This is a genomic window from Paenibacillus lupini (assembly GCF_011761355.1).
GTDB lineage: Bacteria > Bacillota > Bacilli > Paenibacillales > Paenibacillaceae > Pristimantibacillus > Pristimantibacillus lupini.
The window spans coordinates 814,592-838,414 of sequence record NZ_JAASRW010000002.1; the positions used below are offsets into that span (position 1 = coordinate 814,592).

Genomic DNA, 23,823 nt, shown 5'->3' on the forward strand with positions numbered 1-23,823 from the left:
ATGAGGGGACATTGGTACGAAAGAAGCTTATAATCGGAGCGGTCGCGATCGTTCTGCTGCTCGGCTCGTTGTATGTGCTGCAACGCTTGCTGATGCCCAAATACGTATCCGGCATCGTCGAGGGTTCGCTCATCGGCGAATATTACAAAGAAGACCGCAAGGATTTCGACGTCGTATTCCTCGGGGACTGCGAAGTGTACGAGAATTTCTCGCCGGTTAAGCTGTGGGAGAAATACGGGATTACGAGCTATATCCGCGGCAGCGCGCAACAGTTGATCTGGCAGTCGTACTATTTGCTGGAAGAGACGCTGAAATACGAAAAGCCGAAAGTCGTCGTCTTTAACGTTCTCGCCATGCAGTACAACGAACCGCAAAAAGAAGAGTATAACCGAATGACACTGGATGGGATGGAACTCTCGGCAATCAAGCTGAAGAGCATTCAAGCGTCCATGATGAAAAGCGAGCATCTCGTCGATTACCTTGCGCCCTTATTGCGTTTTCATTCCAGATGGGATCAATTAAGCGAAGACGACTTCACGAACTTGTTCGGCAAGGAGAAGTTGTTCCACAATGGGTATTATATGAGAGTAGACGTGAAGCCGGCAGGGAGAGTTCCGAGAGCGCCGAGGCTGCCCGATTACCGATTCGGTTCCAACGCCTATAGTTACCTGGATCGATTGACGGAATTGTGCAAGGAAAACGGAATCAAGCTCGTATTGGTCAAAGCGCCGACGATCTACCCGCATTGGTACGACGAGTGGGATACCCAGATGGAGCAATACGCCGCGGCCCACGATTTAACCTACATCAATTTTCTCAAGCACATGGACGACGCCGGAATCGACCTGCAGACGGATACCTATGACGCGGGCTTGCACTTGAACGTATACGGAGCGGAAAAGCTGGCTACGTACTTCGGAGCATTCCTGGCTGATACGTACCGTCTGCAAGATCATCGTACCGACGAAACATGGAGCGGGATCTGGCAAAAGAAAATCGACTTTTACGACCGGATGAAGCAGGATCAATTGGACGAGCTCGCCAAATACGGATACCTGAAACGCTATAAAGTCGAAACGTGATAACGAATGGATGAAGGAGTGTTTACGTTGAAAAAAACAATGATAGGGCTGATCGCCCTCCTATTGGTGCTATCCGGTTGCGGGAGCAAAACGACGGAGGAGGGATCCACGTCGCCTAGCGCGTTGACGCAGACGGAAGGAGCCGCTGCTTCGCCGGCTGCTTCGACCCCGGCTTCCGAGACGCCTGAACAAGCAAGCGGCGACGGCTTCGTGTTCGAGGCAAACGGCATCGCGATTCCGATGCATGCCGAAGCGGCGCCGATCTTGAAGCAATTGGGAAAACCGCAAAGTTATTTCGAATCGCAAGCATGCGCTTTCCCGGGACTCAATAAAATTTACCAGTACAGCAGCTTCGACGTGTATGCCTACGAGAAGGACGGCGTCGATTATATCGCGTCCGTCATTCTGTTCGACGATACGGTGGCCACCAAGGAAGGCGTCACCTTGTTCAACAAGAAAAGCGACGTGATCAAAGCCTACGGCGACAAGTTCACCAACAACTTGAATTTGTACGTCTATGACCAAGGCAAGTCCCAATTGCGGTTCGTCATCGAAAATGATCAAGTGACCTCGATCGAGTATTTGGCCAAAATTTGATCGGAATCATATCCATAAGTAAAGACGCCATCGGGGCGGGAGTGCTTCCCTCTATGGCGTCTTTTGTTGAAGACGTATTATTCTCCTCTGGTGTGCCGAGGGAGATTCATACATGCTGCGGTAGCCCCAAGCGCTCCGGACCTATTAATTCTAATTTTACCAACTAAGATGTCTTTTAACACCCAACGTGTCGGTAACATCAATTGTCAGATTTCGCATACTCCACCGTCCACGCTTGTAACTATTGCCTTGATCGTCAATAAATTTCGCTAACGGCACGCTGGATTTGCCTGAAGTCATCATCGCTGCTACATAGGTGTATTTGTGGTCAATCGTAATTTTTGCATCATGCCATACAAATCCGGTTTCGTTTTGGACAATCAGATGGTTATTCGTTAGGGAGATGTCGGCAAGCGGAATCGAGCTTTTTGGAGCAGAGACGCATCCAGTCATTAACAAGACAAGAGAAACAATTGCCAAGCATAATGCAACGTTACTCTTTGTTGACTTTCTGATAGAACTGTACAGAACGGTCCGCATTATCTGGACACCTCCCCAATGGATTCGACAGACAGGCCGAGGTCAAACAATAAATTAGGCGCTCCGGGGTGGCCGCGGTGCACTTCAACTGCAATGACATTCGTTCCCTCGACAAGCTTGTTCAAATGGGCCTTTAGATCGACTCTTCGATAGGAGGTGAATTCGTTCGGGAACGCGAGCGAGGAGTCGGTTAAAACCCCCGATATAATGGCGTCTCTCGAGACTTCCTGGCCGTTCAAATAAACTACGTAACCGTCCTCGTAGGCGATATGCAAAAATAAGCCGGTCAACTTCTTCGGATCGCCATTCAAGTCAAACATCCTGCGGAAATAATAGGTTGGAGACGAGCCGGACTCCAATTTGGTCTGAATATAACTCTGCAGCTCTTTACTGGACGTATACCCTAAAGGAGATCTGCCGGTCTTCCAGCCGGAATCATCGTATTCCGGACTACGCCAATCGGATGACGGCAGGGGAACCGGCTCCGTGTGGGAGGTTTCGATAATCGGACCTTCCCCCACCGGGTCCACCCCTTCCGGTATAGTCGATTGAATAGAATCGTCACCCAGATGATATTGCCATAAGGATTGAATGCCCACGAGGGAGATGTCTTGTTTTTCCCGCAATGTGGTCAAGTCCCACGAAGCAAGGTTATCCGCATTAAGCTCCAATTGATCCAGGACCTTCCCTGGTTCCTTTTCGGCCATCATGGTCAGCGCGTTACCGTGCGCCTCCAGTATAGTAATTAATGGCTTTTCATCAAGCTCGGACAAGTCCCATATTTTCCAGTGCTCATATCCGGTAGATTGATATTTGGACGGCTCTTGTGAAACCCCCAAATCAAGCACGTACACGGAATTGCGGATGAATACCGCGCTTATTCCGGCTTGTCTGAGCGCGGTCCAAACCTCGGGAAGCTTCGGATCTTCGCTTAGCCAAGCGAGGGCAAACGTTTGCTTATTTCCATTAATCGTCTTGCGGATCCATTCCAATTGTCCGTCTCCGGCAGCTTGCAGCCGATCGGCATTGAGGAAGAAGAGTCTTGCGGTTCCTTGCGTAATCGAGTAGACCGATTTCCCATAGCCCGAAAGAGCTTCGGTGGGTACATGAGGGTAAGACTGGTTAAAGCTCTTTTCCGTTGCGGAACCGTCATAGATAGGGTAAAGCCGGAACGACTGCTCTTCCGGATGCTGCTGCAGCAATTTGTTGGATGCGGCAAAATACGAAACGTCCCGGAATTGCTTGACCCAATCCCCGATTTCTCCTTCCTGCTGGCTGAAATAGCCAAACCGAAACGATGCCGCGGCCGCGGCGGCTGACTTGGAACCCTCCATGGGTACCCTTGTCCAATAGAACGAGCAAAACAGAATCCCAATCAGCACGAGAATCGATAATGAAAGCTTGAATTTATATAAGGACGCCATAAGCCTAACCCTCTCCTCCCGGTAATGTGTTCGGCAGGGCTGGCCACCACAATATAGTGTGGTAGACTGCAGGCCAGAGAATGATCAGATTGGCAATAAAAGCAATCGTAAATCCGATTGTCCACGGCTTCAGATTGACTTCTTTTCGTCCGAGCGTCCAATGGAGTATCGCCCAAGTGCAGAGCCAAACGACGAGCCCCGCCGTTTCTTTTCCGGTGTAGGGACCGATGGCCCACCAAGAGGGGATCCAGGAACCCATCTTCAGCAAAATAGGATTAGCCTGCAGCGGATTGTAATAACTCCATAAATGAGTGACCGTTGTCGCCACGATGCCAAGCCATACGGACATCAGAATGGCGGCGACTTCGCCTGTTTTTCGTTGATTTGATTCTTTCACATTTTTCTCTCCTATCGCCTAACGACTATATTGAAATCACACCATTTTCAGTTTGGTCATGCCGATTCCGCACGCAAATCCGATTAATAAACAAATCCAGAATAGCGTGACCAGCAAAGCGATGATTCCGGATAGCGTCGAGCCTGCCTCTAGATTATGCCGGAACCGGCGCAATAAAAAGGCCGCCGCGATTCCCAAGGGAAGCGGGTACAACGAGACGAATTCCTTGTATTCCATCACGATTAAATGCACCTCGGGGCTATGGTACATCAGCCACTGCTGGGGACCGTCCGGTCCGCGGTAAGGAATGTAAAGCCAATTGCCAAGCGCGATGGTTACCAGAACCAATAGGCTAGTGAGCCAGAGCACCCATTCCAGATTGGCCGCGGCCCCTTTCTTGCCCCGCAGCATGGGGTAGGTCAGGTGAAGCGCTTGGCAGCTCATGATCACGGTGACGGTTGCGCCTAATCCGTGCAGGACGGCTTCCAGCTTATGATTGCTGAGCCCGATGACATTAAACATAGGGATCGATAAAAAAAGCAGTGCGGCTACGCTCGCTTGCGTAACCGCCAAATCTCTTGCAGTGAACATTGATTTCATCGGCTGTCCATCTCTTTTCTCTTGGGATGTGATGTCGATTATTGTAGAAAAGTATTATCAGAGGAATGTTAATGATAGATTACGAAATTGTAAATGTAGAGTCATGGATCGGAGAGTTATATGTAGCGTTATTTTTGTCATTGCTATGTTTTTATTGCAGGCTTGATGAATTAAATGGTTAAAATTGGGTTTCTTGAAAATTTACATTATCTTAAATTTAAAAACAATACTTTACTAGTATAATGATTTTGGCAGTTGGACAACAGGATTATCTGTGAATTCCGCAATCCTTTCGTGTTACACAGGGAGAGTGAGCATTACAACAGATTTGGTGGTGTGTCGGAAGTCAGCGGGGTAAGGAGGAAGATGATATTGGTTTTGGATTGAGCATGGAAGAAACCGAGCAGGGTTCCATCGTTCTGACTGCTAATGACAGAGAAGGGGATGACAAAGTGAAGGTTAAGTTAAAAGCCAAGTGGAAAGGTTTAACATTGGCTCTATTTGTATGTACGGTTGTGTTTACTATAGGTGCTTACAACGTGTCGGCTGACAGCACGATTATCAAGGGACCTTATTTGCTGTTTGAAGGACAGAACAGCTCGATGAGCGTCATGTGGCAGACAAGCGATAATCAATCGAATACGATCAAGTGGGGGACGGATACCTCTTATTCATTAGGGGAACAGTCCGTCGAAACCTATGGTACGGACAACCAGCACAAGTACACAATCACCGGGCTGCAGCCTGGTACGAAGTATTACTATGAGGTGGAAGGTCAAGCAGGCTCATTCGTCGCCGCTCCCGCGGATGACGCTACTTCCGTGAAGTTTCTCTCTTACGGCGACAGCCGTACCCAACCGGCTTATCAGGATCAGGTAGCCGACCTGGCTCGGAAGGCTTATGCCGAAGACCCAGCCTATCAATCGATTCTCCTGAACAGCGGAGATATTGCTTCAAGCGACTCCGAAAGCAACTGGACCGCTCAATATTTTGTACCTGAATCCGGCTACCCGCAGATGCACGCTCTCCAAACAGAGGTGCCAATGATGGGGGCAAGGGGCAATCATGAGGGCGTTGGCTCCGTTTATGAGAAGTACTACCCGTATCCATATGTGAATGACTTCTACTGGTCCTTCGATTATGGTCCGGTCCATGTTTCGGTAATCGACGAATATGCGGACTTTAAGGAAGGCTCGGCGCAGTATAACTGGCTTGAAAACGATCTTGCCACTACGGACAAGCCATGGAAAATCGTAATGGGCCATCAGCCTGCCTGGGGTGCCGGTACGCACGAGAACAATACCGATGTCCAAAAATACATTCACCCTCTCCTGAAGAAGTTCGGGGTGCCGTTGTATCTTAACGGACACAATCATAACTATGCCCGAGCTGAGGTTGATGGGATTGAGTACCTTACTTCCGGCGGCGGCGGCGCTCCATCGTACGATGTAGACCCAAGCTGGCCGAATATCGTCAAGGCCGATAAGTCTTACTTCTTGACCTTGTTCGATGTTCAAGGGGATACCATGAAAGTGACCTCCAAACGGATTGATGGTACGGAAATCGAGACGATCACGGTTCACAACACACCGCAGGCAGCGCTGGATATTGCCAAGGCAACTCTTGCCGCGGATAAAGATACGCTGCAAACGGACGTTTCTGAAAGCAGCGTTAAGCTTGGTTTGACGGCTGTTGACAGTAAGGATGCCAATGTGGATCTGTCAAATGTCAATCTGAGCTACAAAACGGATAAACCGGATTTGGTTTCCATTACTTCAGACGGAACAGTGACCGTTAAGAAGAAACCTGTTTTTAATGAATCGGTTCAGGTTTGGGCTGAGATCTATAACGCAGGCGAGATTGTGAAATCCAATACGGTAACGATCAATGTCAAAAATCCGGACGGGCTGGCTGAAGTAACGCTAGCATCGGATCATGATACGTTGACTGGCGACGCGAATTCTTCAGCTAAGCTGAGCTTAACGGCGAAGGACAATTTGGGAGCGGCCATGGATCTTTCTTCGGCCGAGGTCAAATACACTTCCAGCGCCGATGATATCGTAGCTATCTCTGCTGACGGCATTGTTACGGTGAAAAATAAACCTCTTCGCGCTATGTCCGTATCGATTGAGGCGGAAGTAACCGTGCAAGGAAAAACCGTTAATAGTAATAAGGTATCCATCCTTGTCGGTTCGTTGCCGAATGGTGATTCCCATTTGCTCGTATCGCCAATCAAAAGCCCATATGACGATATGGAAGAACGTGCAGACGGTTCGCTCGATATGGATAGTTCCGACTTGGAAATTGTAGTGGAAGACAGCGTGCAACAGATCGGACTTCGTTTTGCCGGCCTGAATCTTCCTAAAGGGGCAAAGATTACTGATGCCTATGTTCAGTTTTCCGTTGACGAGCCAGGTAAAAACAGCGATCCGTTTGACGTGAACATTTATGCGGAGGCAGTTGCCAATTCGCTTTCGGATAAACCAGGCAATATTTCATCGCGTGTGAAGTCGGACAATTTTGTAAGCTGGAAGGATATCCCGCAGTGGACAGTGGAGCATGAATCCGGTCCAAATCAACAAACTCCTAACTTGGCATCCTTGGTTCAGCAAATCGTAAATATGGATGACTGGAAGGAAGGGAATGCCATGACATTCCTTCTCACCGGTAAAGGTACAAGAACCGCTGAGTCTTTTGAAGGCGCAGGCAGTAACGCGGATCAAGTAGCGCATCTGTATGTTGTTTATACAAATGCGGATACGACAACTCCGGGTGACGGAGGCACACCAGGCAACGGCGGAACACCGGGCAACGGTGGTACACCAGGTAACGGAGGAACACCGGGCAATGGTGGTACACCAGGTAACGGAAGCGGTACTCCGGGCAACGGCGGAACGCCTGTCATTCCGGCTAACCCGTTCAAAGACGTCGACTCGCATTACGAATGGGCGAAAGACGCAATTGCAGTGCTTGCCGATAAAGGCATTATTAACGGCACGACGTCCACAACCTTCGCCCCGGGCAAGCAAATTACGCGAGCCGATTTCATGGAAATGCTCGTCCGCATGCTGGACTTGAAGGCTGACGTGACGTCCAACTTCAGCGACGTGAAATCGAGCGACTATTATTATCATGCGCTTGGTGTCGTTAAGGCACTCGGCATCGCGAACGGAACAGGAGACAACGAGTTCAATCCGCGCGAATACATCTCGCGTCAGGATATGATGGTTCTCATGAGCCGCGCGATGGAAGTGACCGGCAAGCTGACATTAAACGGTACGTCGGCAGAGCTTAACGGCTTCAAGGACAAGTCGAAGATTGCGCCTTACGCGCTCGATGCGGCTGCCGATATGGTGGAAGCAGGCATCGTACAGGGCAACGCTTCGGCGCTCAATCCGACCGGTCAGGCAACACGGGCGGAAACCGCGCAAATGATCTATCGTCTCTATCTGCTGCTGCAGAAGTAAGGCAGCCTGAATAATTAAACCAGAAGCATAATTAATCTAAATGGCGGCGTTAGGGTGTCTATCCTTTCGCCGCCATTGTATGTTTTGAATTTGCTGCCTTAGAATTTACGAGACCTTAATATGAAATTAACGTTCGGCACACATATATTTAATAGTATTAATAAGTAGGTACAAAGATATTGGTTTTAGCCTGAATTGCCTATTGGCAAGTGGTTATGGGCCGCATCCTAACATAATGAAGAAATGAGTGCATCGTGATGTTTACTAAAGGATTCAGAAAACTAGCGGCATTGATCCTGGGAATCGCCTTATTACTTGTCGGAGGTGCTCCCGTTTTTGCTCACGACATGTACCTTGGAGCATCAAAATGGGCCTTTGGCAAGGATCGAATCTTGTCCACGATAGAGCTCGACCCCGCTATATTCCAACAATTGAAGGGGATTAAGGAGCTTGGATATGACCTTGAGAATCTGAACGATGACCAGCTTGGCGTTATAACCAACGACATTCTTCAACCTTATATCGATGAGAGGCTGTCTGTTTCCATCAATGACCGAGAATATCCGATAAAGGTGGACCATTTAAAGAGAGAAGGAACATTTTGGGTTATTTGGCTGAGAATCAATGATGTCCATTTTGATTGGACAAATAACAATGTAAAAATTAAGTACCATCTATTAAATGAAGAAACCAAAGGTATGCATGTGAATATTAGCTATATCTATTATACCGATGCGGATGACGATTCGGTTCAGGGGGTCTTCGATAAGACCCAGCCGGATTTGCAGTATATATTCGATTCCAACCATACCGTATGGGAATTCTCCGACAAATCCGCCGCATTTTTATCTGAGATCTCTACCTATTTCATGCTTGGAATCAAGCATATCTTAACCGGGTATGATCATATCGCATTTTTGCTTGCTTTGATTGTGATCGGACTGTCCGCCAAAGAGGCCTTGAAAATTATTACGGCATTTACCGTGGCGCACAGTATTACTTTACTGCTGGCTGCCTTGCATATTGTCAATCTAAACGCGAAGTTTGTGGAAAGCGTCATTGCTCTATCCATCTGTTATATCGCGGTGGAAAACCTGTTCCTAAAGCAGATCAATTATCGATGGCTGGTCACTTTTATGTTCGGATTGGTGCATGGCTTCGGTTTTGCCAGCGTTCTTCAGGAATATGTCGCGGATAAATCGAATCTTGTTCGATCTGTCGTTTCGTTTAATGTCGGCGTAGAAATTGGACAACTGATGATTCTATTAATCACGCTTCCTCTTCTCTATGTGATAAAGAAAAAGTTCTCTCTTAGAAAAATAACCGCTGTATCTTCCGCAGCCATTTTTATTATGGGTTTCCTTTGGTTCGTTGATCGGATGTTCAATTTGCATCTTGTACCATTCTAAGCACAGGAAGAGAGAACTTCATGAATAAGAAAAGAGCGCATTACGTACTTGCTTCAATGGTGATGACGATTATAGCCTTCATTACGATGTCCGGCACCAGCATGGCTCAAGGCAGCTCCGATGAACTCGTAAAGGAATACAGCAATAAAGCAAACCAATTTTTTGCTGCCAAGGACTATGAGCAGGCGGCGATGACGCTGGAAGAGCTGCTCGCTAGGGAACCGGATTTGAATAATGAAATGGTGTACAAGCAATTAACCCATATTTACGACGATTACTTATTTGATTTTGAGAAGGCGTTGTTTTTTATACAGCGTATCTGAACCACTTCCCCCAAGGTGTTTTTTCGGATGAATTTCAGGACAGAATAGCCTATCTCAATGAAAGACGTTCCGATTGGCCGATCTTGCAACGTTTTAGTCGCATTCAGTTGGAAGAAAATCATATGACCATGCAAGCAAAATTGGAGGAAGTGGAAACCATACTTTCGCAGCATAAGGACTCAGAGATTGCGCCCGACCTGCAGCTCTACTTGGCTAACAAGTATTATGAAACGGCCGGCTACCAAGAGGCGAGAGAGCATGTGGAGCAATACATGGATAGCTTCGGCAAGGGCGTCATATCAAGTGAGGACAGGGCCTCAGCCTTGCAGTTGTATGCCGACATTCTCGTTAAGCAGCATCGTTTCGGCAAGGCCATTCGGGCTGTGGATCAGGCAATTGCGCTGAATGTCCCGGGGGAAGACTTTAATAACGCGTTAAAAAAAAGCGGGATTATTAAGCAGCGGAACATGCTGTATGGATTTATTGGTACTCTTGTGTATGCTTTCTTGGTGGTTGTATCGTTATTTTCGCTTCGATTTTGGCGGCATTTTCATTTATGCAGCTATGCAAGGCAGCTTGCCAGGCCGTTGCAGCTGCTTGCCCTCATTACGCTTGGTCCTATTTTCACCTTGATCATGACGCGAGAACCGGAAACGCACATTCGGTTTTTCTGCTGGCTATTTGGCTTATCTGTCTTTTTTATGATCCTTACAAGACTGTTCGCCCCGTTCTTCTTGAAATCAGGCCGAGTAGCTTATGTTAGCATGAGTGGCTTGCATATGGCGGCCGCTTCGTTTATGGCTTATTACGTGACGATTTACAGTGGAAGGCAGACAAGTATTAACGCGTTAATAGAAATTTATGCAGATCCACTGACAACGCTATCCCTATGGCTAATGTGGGGTTCTGTCATTGCGGTTTTACTTATCAATGCCGTTACTAGTTTTGTCTTCTCCAGAATAAAACTACTAGCTCATCAGGGGGGCTCATAAGGTGATTTCGGCTTTCACTTCGTTTTTAAGACTAGGCATGGAACATATATTAACCGGTTACGATCATTTGTTATTTATCTTTTCTCTGTTAATTGCAAGGCAAACGATTAAACAATATGCGGCGGTTATTACGGCATTTACAATCGCGCACTGCTTAACCTTGACCTTAACGGTACTTGACATTATTGATGTCCCATCAATTATTGTCGAACCAGCGATTGCTCTTAGTATTTGCTATGTTGCTATTGAGAATATTTTCAAAAAAGATGTAAAGAATCGTTGGATGATTACTTTTGTATTTGGTTTAATTCACGGAATGGGGTTTGCCGATTTATTAAAAGGAATGCATCTGGCAAAAAACTATTTAGCTTTTAATATATTTAGTTTCAATTTAGGAATAGAGGTGGCTCAGCTAGGAATCCTTGCCATCTTGTTGCCGCTTCTTCTCTTGATTCAGAAATGGAGATATTCATTGAGAGTAGTCAATGTATGTTCAGCAATAGCTTTTTTATTAGGTGGCTTGTGGTTAACCGAAAGAATACTTTAACCAAACGACAGCCTTTCGGCTGGCGTTGTTATTGGTGGTCTAGTAGTATCCGTTATTTCATTCAAAGTCGAATATCGATTCTAGTCTAATTCTTGTTTGCGCTAAAACATTGTTGTATCATGCTATACATAGCGAGATTAAAGGAGTGGAAAATTATGCAATCAGTAGTAGGGAAAGTAGCATTAATTACTGGAGCGGGACGCGGTATCGGGCGTGCAACAGCCATTGCGCTTGCTCAAGAGGGCATTCACGTCGGTCTTGTGGGACGTTCGCTTGAAAACTTGCAGAAGGTAGCGGAAGAAATCAAGCCGTATGACGTGAAGGTAGCCATTTCAACAGCCGACGTGGCGGATCTTGCTTCCATTACAGCAGCGGTCGAATCCATTCGGGGGGAACTGGGTGCTATTGACATTCTCGTCAACAATGCCGGAATTAGCAAATTTGGCGGCTTTATGGAGTTAACGCCCGAAGAGTGGACGAATATTATCGACGTCAACGTTAAAGGTGTGTATTACACTACCCGCGCGGTATTGCCGGAAATGATGGAGCGCAACGCGGGCGATATTATTAATATTGCGTCCACGGCTGGTCAAAGAGGGGCTCCCCTCACGAGCGCGTATACCGCATCCAAAGCCGCTGTTATCGGGTTAAGCGAGTCCTTAATGCTTGAGGTTCGAAAGAAAAACATTCGAGTAACCACGTTGACTCCGAGCACGGTCGCAACCGATATGGCATTGGAACTCAAGCTGACGGACGGCAACCCTGAGAAGGTCATGCAGCCGGAAGACTTGGCGGACTTAATCGTAATGCAGTTGAAACTTCATCCTCGAGTTGTATTGAAGCATGCCGGACTTTGGTCGACGAACCCGTAATCGTTCTCTAAAAGTGAACAGAAAGTGCAATTTAAAAATGACCTTGCGAGGAAAACGCACGGTCATTTTTTTATTCTTACATTATTGTCTTGAACATTCGGGAACAATGATTGAATCTCGCGTGTAGGATAACGTCTCGTTCAAGCTGTGCAAGTCCGCCAGTTGCACTAATCTTAGTAGTTTTGTGGTGGAGGAGCGACATTTGCTTAACTTAGTTCACTTCTTTATTTTCTATAAATCCTGCTCATGTATTCCGATGGAGAACAACCCATAATCTTGCTAAATACCCTACTGAAATAAAAGGGGTTTTTAAACCCAAGCAGTTCGCTGATTTCCGATACATTGCGATGTGAGTCCTTCATCAGTTCGATAGCTTTATTCATGAATAGACGGGCGTTGTACTGTTGAATCGTGTTTCCGGTTTTCAGTTTGAAGATTTCGCATAAGTAGCTGTAATTCATATCAAGACTAGCCGCAAGCTCCTTTGAATCTAATTCATAGTTGTTCTTATGCTCAAGGTAATCGATTATCCGCAGTACCGTACGGTCGGATTTGGTTGGCTGGTGTTCTTGCATAGAATCTTTGTATAGATTCACATACATCTCCATTGATTGCAAGCTTAGGGCGATTGTCCGAAAGGGGTCGCTCGAATGGAATAATTGAACGAGAGCATCCAGTCTATTTTCCATAATTTTAGGCTGAGATAGCGTTCCATATTTGGGCAGAGTGATAAACTTCTGATAACCTTCTTGCGAATCCGAGACGGCAGGGGAGGCGTACAGATTGATATTCAATTCATGCAAGGCTTCTATATTCGAATGACCGGTAAAATGAATCCAATACCAGGATGTGCCTGCAGGAGTTTTTGGCTCTCCCCAGTGAGAAAGTCCGCTTTTCAAAAACAGGAATTGCCCTTTTTTGATGACATACTCAATGTCGTCTTCCCATACTTCCATTTGGCCTTCAGCGATGTAGAGAAAGACATCCCAGTCAAGATTTCGACTCGGATGTGTGTACAGACTGTTTGTCGTGTGAAATCCAAATTCTTGTATTTTTAGAATTTGATCAAAGCGTAACATTACTGTCTGCACAGTCGAAATTCCCTTCATTTTTAAGTGATATGGCTAATTGTAAGCTGTCTATATTGGATATGTCCATAAGTTTAAAAAACCAAAAATAATATATGCAATCCAAAGTGAGTGAATTCAAAAAGCGGAGTATCCGCTTTAAAATAGAGATATTGCTTACATCAGTGACGAAAGATAACGAAAGAAAAGGGGTGGCCAGATGTGTTTGAAAACTTTAACTTGAATGAAGTCAAGCTGACTGACAAAGTGTTTGCTCGCCGCAGAGAACTCGTGAAAAATTATATATCCGAATTTGACGTGGATCGCCTCATGCATACCTTTAAGATCAATGCAGGTATTCCGTCGAACGCCGAGCCCTTGGGTGGCTGGGAAGACATCGAGTGCGGACTGAGAGGGCATTTTGCAGGCCATTTTCTTTCAACTTGTGCGAAATTCGCCAACGCTGATGGGGACAAACTGTTGGCGAATAAAGCATTTGAGATAATCGATATTATGGAATTATGCGCACAACCAAACGGTTATCTAAGCGCGTTCGAAGAGGGAAAACTGGATATATTGGAATTCGAAGAAAATCGAAATGTATGGGCTCCTTATTATACTCTGCACAAAATTATGCAAGGTCTGGTTGATGGTTATCTCTATTTGGGCAGCTCCAAGTCGTTGACTCTTGCCTTAAATCTAGCCCTTTATATTCACCATCGATTCGAAAAGCTTTCCTACTGGAAAATCGACGGGATCCTCCGATGCACGAAGGTGAATCCAGTGAACGAGTTCGGGGGTATTGGCGATACGGTCTACACCTTGTATGAGTTGACGGGGGATTCTCGACTGTTTGAGCTGGCGAGCAGGTTTGACAGGGCCTATTTTGTCGATCAGCTTGGTGCTGGACACGACGTGCTTGAAAATCTGCACGCCAACACACACCTTCCCATGGTTATTGCCGCTATGCACCGGTATTCGATCAGTGGAGAGGCGAAATATAAGGAAATGGCCTTGAATTTCTATCCGTTTTTACAGGGAAGGACCTTTGCCAACGGTAATAATAGCTCAAAGGCTACAGCGTATATTAAAGGCGGTGTTTCTGAGAAGTCGGAGCATTGGGGAGGCCACGGTAAGCTAGGGGATGCGTTAACTGGCGGAGAAAGCGAAAGCTGTTGTGCTCACAATACGGAGAGGATTCTGGAGCGATTGCTTGGTTGGTCTGGAGCGATTGAATATCTGGATCATCTGGAGACGCTGAAGTATAACGCCATTTTGAATAGCGCGAGCTCGAAAACAGGACTCTCTCAGTACCATCAACCTATGGGCAGCTGTGTGGTTAAGAAATTCAGTGAGCCCTATGATTCTTTCTGGTGCTGCACCGCTTCCGGAATCGAAGCGATGAGCGAACTTCAGAAAAACATCTGGTTTAAAAGCGAAGGTACAATCATTCTTAATGCTTTTATTTCTTCAACAGTTACTTGGAGAGAGAAGAATGTGATCATCTCACAAACAAGTGAATTCCCCGACAGACCGACAACAAGGCTCGACTTCAAAGTTGCCAGTCCTACAGGATTAAGACTATTACTGAAGAAAAAAGCCATTAAAGCTGTGAAAATCAATTCCGTACCTATCGATTTAATGGAAGACAACGGATATATCGTCATTGATCGTATTTTTAAGGATTGCGATATCATTGATATTGATATCAATGTCGACTTGTATCTGGTTCCTCTTCAAGGCTCCGAAGGCGTTTCGGCGGTCATGTACGGTAATATTTTGCTCGCTCAGGTTGGGCGGCATTGTCTACCGGAGGGCATAGTCGAGCGTATTCTCCTCGAGAAACTCATTAAGCTTCCTACGAAAGAGTTGGAATTTGTCGTTGGTGATGATCGAGGCAGCCAAGTGAAATTCATCCCGTTGTATCGAGTGGAGGAAGAAGAATACACAGTCTATTTGGATTGGAAGGGGAAAGGATATCCGCAAAGCAGTTTTTCATGCGCAAAGGACGGCAGTTCGGCCTATGCTCAACCAACGGCAATAGGATGACATCGGCAGTAATGAACTCACAGGGGTTCGTTACTGCCAATTTCCATGTATTTCTCATTCAACAGGTATAGTTAATACCGTTCCACCTTCACAAAAGCTACCTTGAAGCCGGATATGTTCAAAGGGAAGATTGGGATTGGCCAGTCTCCATAACATACGATCCGCTCCCCGTAAGCCTACTTCTTTAATTGGCAGGATAGGACGGGATAAATCCGGAATATGCGTATTAGGGGAGTGCTCCAAGCCGACGATCGAATAATCTGCTGGGATTTTTCGTCCAAGCAGGCTGCATCCGTAATACACCCAGCTCAGATCATGATCGATACCGGCGATAATCGCTGTAGGCTTATTTCGCTCTAGAATACTCGTTAACATCAGGGTATAGGTGTCTGGTGAGCCGGTGTCAGTCAAGTGATGTTCTTCTTCCGCCGTTAAACCGGCCGTTGCCATCGCTTCCTGAAAAGCCTGCCATCGTAATCGAAAACCGCGGTGCATGCGAATGTCGCCGATGTATAGGATTCTCCGGTGCCCTCTGCTTAGAAGGTATTGTACGGATTGATGGACAGCGGAAGAGACGTCCCACATGACGCTGTCAACCTGTGCCGCCGGAGGAGGATAATTAAGCAATACTTTTGGAAGCGGAAGACGGAGCAGCTTCTCCTCAATCCTTGCCGTGATCATCGGGGTTAGGAACAGGCCGTCAGTAAAATGTAAACTGTGCTTGTCCGCCCATTCTTTAAACTCTTCATCGGAAGCCGTATCGCATGGTGCGAACAGCATCTCGAGTTTGTGCCCGAATTCCGCAAGCCTTGACTGGATTCCTTCATAGAGGGACTGGTGAATATAGACCATGCCTGTATTCGGTACAATAAAGGTGAATCTCCGCGATTTCGAAGTATAGATGGGGATATGCTCCACTGCCATACCTTGCTCTTGACTCTTCGTCCTGTATCCCAGCTGCAAAGCCAATTCAATGACTTCTTTGCGGGTCAGCTCTGACATCCCCGGTAAACCTCGTAAAGCTTTGGACACCGTATGAACCGTCAACCCCAATTGATTAGCGATGGTTTGTAAGGTAATTTTTTTTTTATTCGGCATGAGACCCACCTCAACTAACTTTCAATAGCTTTCATTATAGGAAAAATGCAATAAAAATGAAACTAAAAATAAAGCTTCATAAACGATACAATGAAGGCAAATCCATTGGAGGTGGTCTTAAATGAGCAATACAGGTTTAACGATTCGAGTGCCTGAGAAAGAAATTCCGGTCTGTGCGGAAGTTGATGTTATGGTAGCCGGTGGTGGTCCGGCAGGCATAGGAGCAGCGCTTGCTGCAGCAAGAAATGGCGCATCTGTGCTCCTAATTGAACAAAGAGGTTATCTGGGCGGCATGGCGACTGTCTCGCAGGTTCCCGCATTTTGTCCTTATACCGATCATATCAAGCCGGTCATTCGCGGCATCGGGCTGGAGATTCTGAATGATATGAAGAGCGCCATGGAGAGAACGTTCCAGGAGGAATGGCAGGAGAAGCTCGATTGGGTACCGATCGATGCCGAGGTATTAAAGAGACTACTGGACGAGAAGATAGCAGAGGCTGGCGTGAAGGTTCTCTATCATACGTTCGTTGGAAATGTGCTTGAGCAGGATGGTGTCATCGAAGCGGCAATCATTCACAATAAGACAGGGACTCAGGCTGTGAAGGCCAGCCTTTTTATTGACGCTACGAGTGATGCAGATCTGACGTATCTTGCCGGAGGTCAACTCAAGAAGGGTGGAAATGATGGCGAGCTGCAGCCGGGTACGATGTGCTTCGTATTAAACAATCTGGATCGGCAAAAATTTCTCTCTAGTACGGATATTCACGGAAGGGACTTGAAGCATGCGATCAATAAAGCCAAAAGTGAAGGGAGATTAAAGGTTGCTCGTGATTGGGCAGGAATCTCATGGCTTAACGATCATACGGCTGGCTTTAACTTTGGTCATGTCTTTGGCATCGATGGCTCGAATACGGATGATTTGACCCGAGGAGCGATTGAAGGACGTGCACTGGTTGCGCATATTACGGAGTGGCTGAAGGAGACGATCCCTGGATTTGAGAACGCTTACCTCTCTTTAACAGGAGAACAGGTTGGCATACGTGAAACCCGCCGAATTGTCGGCGATTATGTCATTACGGCGGATGATTTTTTGAAGTGTCGTTCCTTCCCCGACGATATCGCACGCAATGCTTATTTTATTGATATTCATATGGCTAATGCAGCGAGCAGGATGACTATGGTACATCTTCCGCCTGGAGAGTCACACGGCATCCCGTACCGGTCGCTGCTTCCGATTGGAATTCAGAATGTGATCGTAGCCGGAAGAGCCATCTCGACCGACAGAGCAACCCAAGGCTCTACCCGGGTAATGCCAAATTGCTTTGCAATGGGTGAAGCTGCGGGAACGGCTGCTGCGATCCTAGCCGAGCAAGGCTCGCGTGAAACGCGCGGCATTGATATTGCCGCTCTGCAGCAGAGGCTTGTCCGTCATGGGGCTTGGTTAGGCGAAGAGATCAATACGCTGTACGGGGAAATGAATGCAAGCAAATAAAGGCAAGCCAATAAGTGAGAGATTATAAGAGGGAACAAACACAAAAGGCGTCGTTATAGCAATGTCATTGTTTAAATGAATGACATGTGCTAATAGCGGCGCCTTTTCTAATTTCAAACATGCATCTGCCATGTCGAAAAGAAGAGGAAAAATTAGTAAATTAGATATATTGAATATATATAATATGAACGATATAATCTTCAATGAAATAAACGCTTACATCTTTATGCTCATTTGCCATGATATGTGGGTGCTTGTTTAAATGATAAGAGAAAAGGAGATTTAAAATGAAATGGAATAAGAAAATGGGTGCAGCATTGCTTGCGGCAGTTGTTATTGCTGCTTCCTCACCATTCGCAGGGCTTCCTAAAGCAGAGGCATCCGGTGCCGGAGTAAGCTGGCCGGCAGAGCAAATCCTGCCTTCATTCTCGGAGCCTGCTTCTACGCTTGACGTTATGAATTTGGTGGCAGAGTATCGCTATGATGCCGAAGGAAAACAGGTCGCACATGAAACCGGACGTTTAGAAGGTAACGGCTGGTTGGCGCAAACATCGATCGATGCTTCAAATAAGTACATGGTGACCGGGCCTTATGCTAAGGATATCCCAGCAGGAGCAAATCAGGCGTATTTTGATTTGACCACCGACAATAATACGGCTAACAATGATCTCATTGTTACGGTTGATGTCCGAGACAATACAACGGGGGAGGTATTGGCAAGCCGCGACATTACCCGGAAGCAATGGACGAAGGTGGGTTCTTACGAACGATTTACGCTTGATTACAATAATCCGACCACCGGTCATGAGTTAGAATTCAGAGTCTACTGGTACGGACGGGCATACACCAAAATAGACGCTGTTGGCTCTATTCAGCAAGGCAAATCGGATGAAAATGTTTTATTTACTACACTCAAAGGGCTCGTTAACAAAACGCAGCCAAGAATCTACACGTATGATGATAACGTCAGAAACGAAGACGGCAAAGATAAATGGCTGAATGACCTGGGAATGGGACATGTGGATGTGGCGGACAACTGGTCGCTGCTTACCAAATATGCCAGCGAGATTAACGGTATTGTCGTTTATGACGATGCCTTACAGGATACGGTCAACCTGGCTACAACAATTGCTGCCCAATCCGGCGCAATAGTTGCACCGCCAAGTCTGGTCAGCAAACTGACTTCCGCGCCGTACAATCTGCCGATTCTGGATGATTTGCGCGGGGATTTCAGCACGAAGCTTGAAGTGTATCAATATTTGCATGATCATTATTGGTCCTCGCTCTCTCATAACCTCATTATTGGTTTGAGTCCTGGAATCAAAGGCGCTCTTCGCGATTATGCTACGGCAACCGGCGCGGCAGTCATCTGGCTTAATCCGTCTGTCCCGGCAGAGAAAACCCTGCTGCAAAGCTTCTTCTCGGATATGCCTGCTGGCAACGGTGTATACATGGGCTGGTGGCCGGATGAGGCGATCGGCGTTCAAGCCGCTTCCGAATATGGTATCTCTACGATTGCGAGCGACTGGTCCTCCAACTTGACGGTATTCGGAGGTGCTTCCAGGGAGGTTAATGTAAAGCCGGTGCCGGATAAACCGCCGCTTCAGAACAAAATTTACGTCTCGCTCATCTTGAGCGATGGCGATAACCTGCAGTATATGGAACACCGCTTCAAGAAAATTTGGGACTCGCCTAACCGCGGAACAGTACCGCTTGGCTGGACAGTGTCGCCGGCTATGCTTGATGCGATGCCTGGCGTGTTGAACTATTTGTATGAGACCGCTACGCCTAATGATGCGCTTATTGCGGGGCCTTCCGGGTTTGGTTATACTTATCCGAATGCATGGGCGAATCAAGCCTATCTAGATAAATTTGTTTCTATATCGAATGATTATATGGATCGTGCAGGCTTAAAGGTCGCTACGATCTGGAATACCATTACCGGCGGCATTAATCCAAACGTAGGTGAAAGCTTTGCGCAATATGCGCCGTCTTTATTAGGCTTAACGGGTCAAAACGCAGGCAGCCCAATTAAAGTCTACGGCAACTCGCTGCCAACGCAGGGATTAAGCGCAACGTATTGTTATTCCGAGGCTACGATTATTTCCGAAATTAATCACGCGATTGCTGGCTGGGATGGAGCTGCTCCTCGTTTTGTGAGCATTCAATCTAATCCGTGGGATGTTAACTATCAAATGATCGAAAATGCGGTCAATAACTTCAGCAGCAACAGCGATATCGTGTTTGTTAGACCGGATACTTATTTCCAATTAATGCGCGAAAATAACCAACTTCCTATCGATCCGTCTACAGTCGTACAGCAATATGAAGCGGAAACGGCTTTCTCGCATGAAACAGGTGCCGCGAGCGGCAGCGACTGGTCGGCAAACGTAAGCGATAACGCTGCTGGCAGCATGCTGTCCGGCAATTTAGACAATACCATTCCGGCTGGCAGCAATACGGTCACCTTCAAGATGAAGATTGATTCCAATACAGGTATTAACGATAATGTTGTTACGCTTTCTGTTCGGGATCATGTGTCTAATAAGACCCTTGCTTCGGTTGATGTGTACCGCAACCAGTTCAAAGCAAATAATACGTATCAGAACTTCAGCTTGTCCTTTAACAATCCTTCCGGAAGCAGCCTGGAGTTCAAGGCTGATTACCTGGATAAAGCAACAATTAGTATTGATAATGTGACGGTAACAAAAAGGGTTGGCAAGTATGAGGCCGAAGGTTCTATCGTGGGACATGAACAGGGACATGCGAGCGGGGACGGCTGGCAGGCAGCGCCATCGCTTGATGGTACAGGGTATATGCTGATCAGTCCTAATGATGCGAATATTTCGATTGGGAAGCATATGATTACTTATCGAATGAAGATCGATAACAACACATCCGACAAAGACGTAGTGGCCGTTATTGATGTTTGGGATCCAGCTTCTAAATCCGTTGTGAAACAGGAGAAGATTACAAGGAAGCAGTTCGCATCAGTGAACCAATACCAAGATTTCAGCTTGTCCTTTGACCATACTCAAAACAAGAATCTTGAGTTTAGAGTATGGTATGCGGATAAGGCGACGTTAACGGTGGATAACGTAACGGTTAACTAGGTGAATCAAAATGTAAGCAGCTACTCAACCTTTCTGGTGGGTAGTTGCTTTTTTTGCAATATAAGCAACAAAAAAGAAGCATACACACTTAGAAATCTAAGTGCGGATGCTTACTCGCATTCATTTTGTTTTCTTAGTTGTCAGGTCTTCGATTTGTTTATCTCCTTCATCCTTAATATCGTCATATACGTTAGTTCCGTTTTTCGTAACTTCATTATACAGGCGTTTCCCGGTGTCGCGAGCATAGTTCATGGCGAAATTTTTACGCTCGGTAATCATTTGTAAGAGCTCGCTATGGGGGACGTTTATGTCATTTTTGGTCTCTAGATATCTCAAAGCTGCAAGCAGATTCGTATTTTCTGTAACGATCAAACCTTGCATTGTTTCTTGGGCTACATTGATTTCCCCTTGTTTCTGCTCCTTTTGTATGTTTGCCTGGCCTTCTCCTTGTTCTTTCCATCTGATCCACTCGCCGCGTAATTTATCATAGGCTTTATCTAGATAATTTTTGAGTGATTCGTCGTTATCGACGAAAGTAAATTCGCCGCCGCCGGCTGCAGCAACTTGCTTAAGTAGTTTCTGTCCTTCGGTATCCACGTCAAAACCAATAATATTCACGACGGTCTTCACTTTAGCTTGATTGAGTTCTTTGGCAATTTGCGCCGGATTGCCTCCGCAGGTTTCAATACCGTCGCTTACCACATAGACAAGGGAATTAGTTGTTTCCGGATTAATATCTTGTTTGACGGATTTTAGGGCATTGGCAATCGGTGTCCATCCGGCTGGTTTTATTGGTTCAAGAGCCTTGCCGATTTGATCCGCCTGGTCGCCTTGACCATGGAAAATTTCTTCCGTACTGTTGCATGATACTTCTTTATCTTTTTCACTTGCCGTGCCTTTATTTCCATAAACTCGTAGAGATACTTCCGCATTATCGGGCATTTTTTCTGCAAAGCTCTGAATTGCTTCTTTTGCGGAATCCATTTTCGAAATTCCGTTGATCTTTGCCTGCATGCTGCCACTGGCATCAAGCAAGATTGAAATGTGCAGCTTCTTGCTTTCGGGTAATGTCATATTGCCATTTGGTCGTTCATTATTAACTCTAATTTCAGTTTCAAAATTGATGAACGTGGTCACATAAGGGCGATAGTCTTCGGCTAAAAGGAGCAGCAGTTCTTCTGCGTATTGATCAGCTGTCAAATCGCTTGGCAATTGATCCAAGGCCGCTTGGACGTTCTGTTCGTTGTAGTTCGCACCGGCAAACTTTCCTGGAGCTTTCATTAATTGCTCTTCCGCTGTTAAGGACGTCTGTGGTTCGCTCTGGTTGGCATCCACTGGGGCTAGGGTGTCTGAGCTCGGTTCATCTTGATCTGCATTTGATGAACTCTGGTTTATCGGGACATTCTTTGCCGGTTCATTGCTGCAGCCAGCAAGGAAAACGATTAAGGTAACAACGATTAAGATCGACCATCGATTCATCTCTACCTCCGAGAAATTTTTTTGTACGCCTCAACAAGACTTCAGGTTAGATTATATTTCCTAATTTCTCCAGTATCAACTGTTAATCAAAATCCTGAGCAAATATTAAGAATAGGAAGGAACAAAGATGGGGTAGCTAATGGACAGATTACTATAATGCAAAAGCCTATCATTTGGGCGCTTGCCAACTCTTCCAAAACGAAAGTGGCTAAGATCGGTTCGATCTTGTCCATCGGGCACCGTTTGATTTTATCCGAGCATTCATGATTCGACCGTATCCCGGAATTCCCGGGTGATCAGCCGCTGGCGTGCACGGATTTTTATTCGCCGTTCAATTATTTCTATAGATGGGCGAAATTTGCAAATTAATCTAGAAAGCATTACTTTAAAAAGACTAAGCATTTGTGAAAGCCATTGATTTCAAACAATCGAGGAGAGACCACCCAGATGAGACCGTTATCCTCTGAAAACTTATGGAGAATCATCGGCATTTCCGCCGTTTTGTCGACCCTGTTGCTGCTCGCGGGGTTTGGATTCGCAGTCAAGGACATGCTTTATCCGAAAGGTGAGGTGTTCGAGGGAAGAGCGAACGTGCCGGCGCTGCCGGCGGGAGGAAAGCTGAGCGAAGGCAAGGACATTGCGATCACGGCCATCGGCGACTCACTGACGAAAGGAACCGGTGACGCGTCTGGCGAGGGTTACGTCAAGCAGGTCGTCGCGCTGCTGAAGCAGAAATATCCGGACACGTCCGTGCGGCTCAATAACAATTTGGCCGTCAACGGTTTGAAAGCCGATCGGCTGGAGCAACTGCTGGAAACCGATAAGGGCTACAGCTTCGCGCTCAGGCAGGCGAATGTAATCGTCTTCACCATCGGCGGGAATGATCTGTTCCAGATCGCCTCGGGCACTAGTCCGGTCAAGGCAGCGGGCGAATTAAACCTGAATAAGCTGAAGGCCGAGCTGCCAAAGGATCTAAAACGGCTGGCGCATGTCTTGAAGCGGCTGCATGCGATCAATCCCAATGTGCAGGTCGTGTACGTCGGCTTGTACAATCCGTTCTACGATATCCCGGAATATCGTGGCGGCTCGCTTCAGATCCAGCAGTGGAACGAACGGGCGTACGCGCTGCTTCACCAATACCCCAACATGACGATGGTCCCGACGTTCGATCTGTTCGAGAACGCGATCGGACGGTACCTGTCGTCGGATCATTTTCATCCCAATCACGACGGGTACGCACAAATCGCCGCCCGTATCGTGCAGTCATTGGAATAG

At 46.7% G+C, this 23,823-nt stretch carries 19 protein-coding genes; 12 read left to right on the forward strand and 7 right to left on the reverse strand.

Annotated elements, in window-relative coordinates:
- The first annotated feature begins 11 nt into the window (after positions 1-11).
- Together FHS17_RS09220 and FHS17_RS09225 are read left to right on the forward strand one after the other, a co-directional pair.
- A complete protein-coding gene (locus FHS17_RS09220) occupies positions 12-1,082 on the forward strand; it encodes an SGNH/GDSL hydrolase family protein (RefSeq protein WP_167278082.1) in 1,071 nt (356 codons plus the stop codon).
- An 18-nt stretch (positions 1,083-1,100) separates the two neighbouring features.
- Positions 1,101-1,679, forward strand: coding sequence for a hypothetical protein (locus FHS17_RS09225; RefSeq protein ID WP_167278083.1), 579 nt, complete (start codon positions 1,101-1,103; stop codon positions 1,677-1,679).
- A gap of 156 nt (positions 1,680-1,835) precedes the next feature.
- Here FHS17_RS09225 and FHS17_RS09230 read toward each other — a convergent pair whose 3' ends face one another.
- Genes FHS17_RS09230 through FHS17_RS09245 form a run of 4 tightly spaced genes read right to left on the reverse strand, consistent with a single transcriptional unit; the run spans position 1,836 to position 4,640 of the window.
- A complete protein-coding gene (locus tag FHS17_RS09230; RefSeq protein WP_167278084.1) occupies positions 1,836-2,219 on the reverse strand; it encodes a hypothetical protein in 384 nt (127 codons plus the stop codon).
- The gene (locus FHS17_RS09235) at positions 2,219-3,643 is read right to left on the reverse strand and encodes a hypothetical protein (protein ID WP_167278085.1); all 1,425 of its coding nucleotides are present in this window, start codon (positions 3,641-3,643) and stop codon (positions 2,219-2,221) included. Before FHS17_RS09235 ends, FHS17_RS09230 begins: the two co-directional genes overlap by 1 nt.
- Before the next feature lie 4 nt (positions 3,644-3,647).
- Entirely contained in the window at positions 3,648-4,040 is a 393-nt protein-coding gene (locus FHS17_RS09240; protein ID WP_167278086.1) for a hypothetical protein, read from the reverse strand.
- Positions 4,041-4,076: 36 nt separating this feature from the next.
- Positions 4,077-4,640, reverse strand: coding sequence for a hypothetical protein (locus FHS17_RS09245; protein ID WP_167278087.1), 564 nt, complete (start codon positions 4,638-4,640; stop codon positions 4,077-4,079).
- 389 nt (positions 4,641-5,029) lie between these two features.
- Here FHS17_RS09245 and FHS17_RS09250 point away from each other — a divergent pair, with 389 nt between their 5' ends.
- The 6 genes from FHS17_RS09250 (at position 5,030) to FHS17_RS09275 (ending at position 12,250) form a co-directional block, all read left to right on the forward strand.
- Positions 5,030-8,107, forward strand: coding sequence for an S-layer homology domain-containing protein (locus tag FHS17_RS09250; RefSeq protein WP_243865279.1), 3,078 nt, complete (start codon positions 5,030-5,032; stop codon positions 8,105-8,107).
- Between the two features lie 257 nt (positions 8,108-8,364).
- On the forward strand, positions 8,365-9,516 hold the full coding sequence (locus tag FHS17_RS09255) for a HupE/UreJ family protein (protein ID WP_167278089.1): 1,152 nt from the start codon (positions 8,365-8,367) through the stop codon (positions 9,514-9,516).
- A 20-nt stretch (positions 9,517-9,536) separates the two neighbouring features.
- A complete protein-coding gene (locus FHS17_RS09260) occupies positions 9,537-9,839 on the forward strand; it encodes a hypothetical protein (RefSeq protein ID WP_167278090.1) in 303 nt (100 codons plus the stop codon).
- Between the two features lie 122 nt (positions 9,840-9,961).
- The gene (locus tag FHS17_RS09265) at positions 9,962-10,831 is read left to right on the forward strand and encodes a tetratricopeptide repeat protein (RefSeq protein WP_167278091.1); all 870 of its coding nucleotides are present in this window, start codon (positions 9,962-9,964) and stop codon (positions 10,829-10,831) included.
- 1 nt (position 10,832) lies between these two features.
- Entirely contained in the window at positions 10,833-11,378 is a 546-nt protein-coding gene (locus FHS17_RS09270) for a HupE/UreJ family protein (protein ID WP_341805807.1), read from the forward strand.
- 155 nt (positions 11,379-11,533) lie between these two features.
- Entirely contained in the window at positions 11,534-12,250 is a 717-nt protein-coding gene (locus FHS17_RS09275; RefSeq protein ID WP_167278092.1) for a 3-ketoacyl-ACP reductase, read from the forward strand.
- A 224-nt stretch (positions 12,251-12,474) separates the two neighbouring features.
- Here FHS17_RS09275 and FHS17_RS09280 read toward each other — a convergent pair whose 3' ends face one another.
- Complete coding sequence (locus tag FHS17_RS09280; protein WP_341805808.1) at positions 12,475-13,359, reverse strand: helix-turn-helix domain-containing protein; 885 nt, start codon at positions 13,357-13,359, stop codon at positions 12,475-12,477.
- Positions 13,360-13,539: 180 nt separating this feature from the next.
- Here FHS17_RS09280 and FHS17_RS09285 point away from each other — a divergent pair, with 180 nt between their 5' ends.
- Positions 13,540-15,366, forward strand: a complete 1,827-nt coding sequence (locus FHS17_RS09285; RefSeq protein WP_167278094.1) for a beta-L-arabinofuranosidase domain-containing protein — start codon at positions 13,540-13,542, stop codon at positions 15,364-15,366.
- A 54-nt stretch (positions 15,367-15,420) separates the two neighbouring features.
- Here the strand turns inward: FHS17_RS09285 and FHS17_RS09290 are convergent, their stop codons facing one another.
- Positions 15,421-16,464, reverse strand: a complete 1,044-nt coding sequence (locus FHS17_RS09290; RefSeq protein WP_167278095.1) for a LacI family DNA-binding transcriptional regulator — start codon at positions 16,462-16,464, stop codon at positions 15,421-15,423.
- Positions 16,465-16,585: 121 nt separating this feature from the next.
- Here FHS17_RS09290 and FHS17_RS09295 point away from each other — a divergent pair, with 121 nt between their 5' ends.
- Both FHS17_RS09295 and FHS17_RS09300 read left to right on the forward strand, forming a co-directional pair.
- Positions 16,586-17,956 carry an FAD-dependent oxidoreductase gene (locus FHS17_RS09295; protein WP_167278096.1) on the forward strand — a complete coding sequence of 457 codons (1,371 nt, stop codon included), beginning with the start codon at positions 16,586-16,588 and terminating at the stop codon, positions 17,954-17,956.
- 287 nt (positions 17,957-18,243) lie between these two features.
- On the forward strand, positions 18,244-21,069 hold the full coding sequence (locus FHS17_RS09300) for a GxGYxYP domain-containing protein (RefSeq protein ID WP_167278097.1): 2,826 nt from the start codon (positions 18,244-18,246) through the stop codon (positions 21,067-21,069).
- A gap of 120 nt (positions 21,070-21,189) precedes the next feature.
- Here the strand turns inward: FHS17_RS09300 and FHS17_RS09305 are convergent, their stop codons facing one another.
- On the reverse strand, positions 21,190-22,548 hold the full coding sequence (locus FHS17_RS09305; RefSeq protein ID WP_167278098.1) for a vWA domain-containing protein: 1,359 nt from the start codon (positions 22,546-22,548) through the stop codon (positions 21,190-21,192).
- 447 nt (positions 22,549-22,995) lie between these two features.
- Between FHS17_RS09305 and FHS17_RS09310 the strand changes: the two genes are divergently transcribed.
- Positions 22,996-23,823 carry a GDSL-type esterase/lipase family protein gene (locus FHS17_RS09310; protein WP_167278099.1) on the forward strand — a complete coding sequence of 276 codons (828 nt, stop codon included), beginning with the start codon at positions 22,996-22,998 and terminating at the stop codon, positions 23,821-23,823.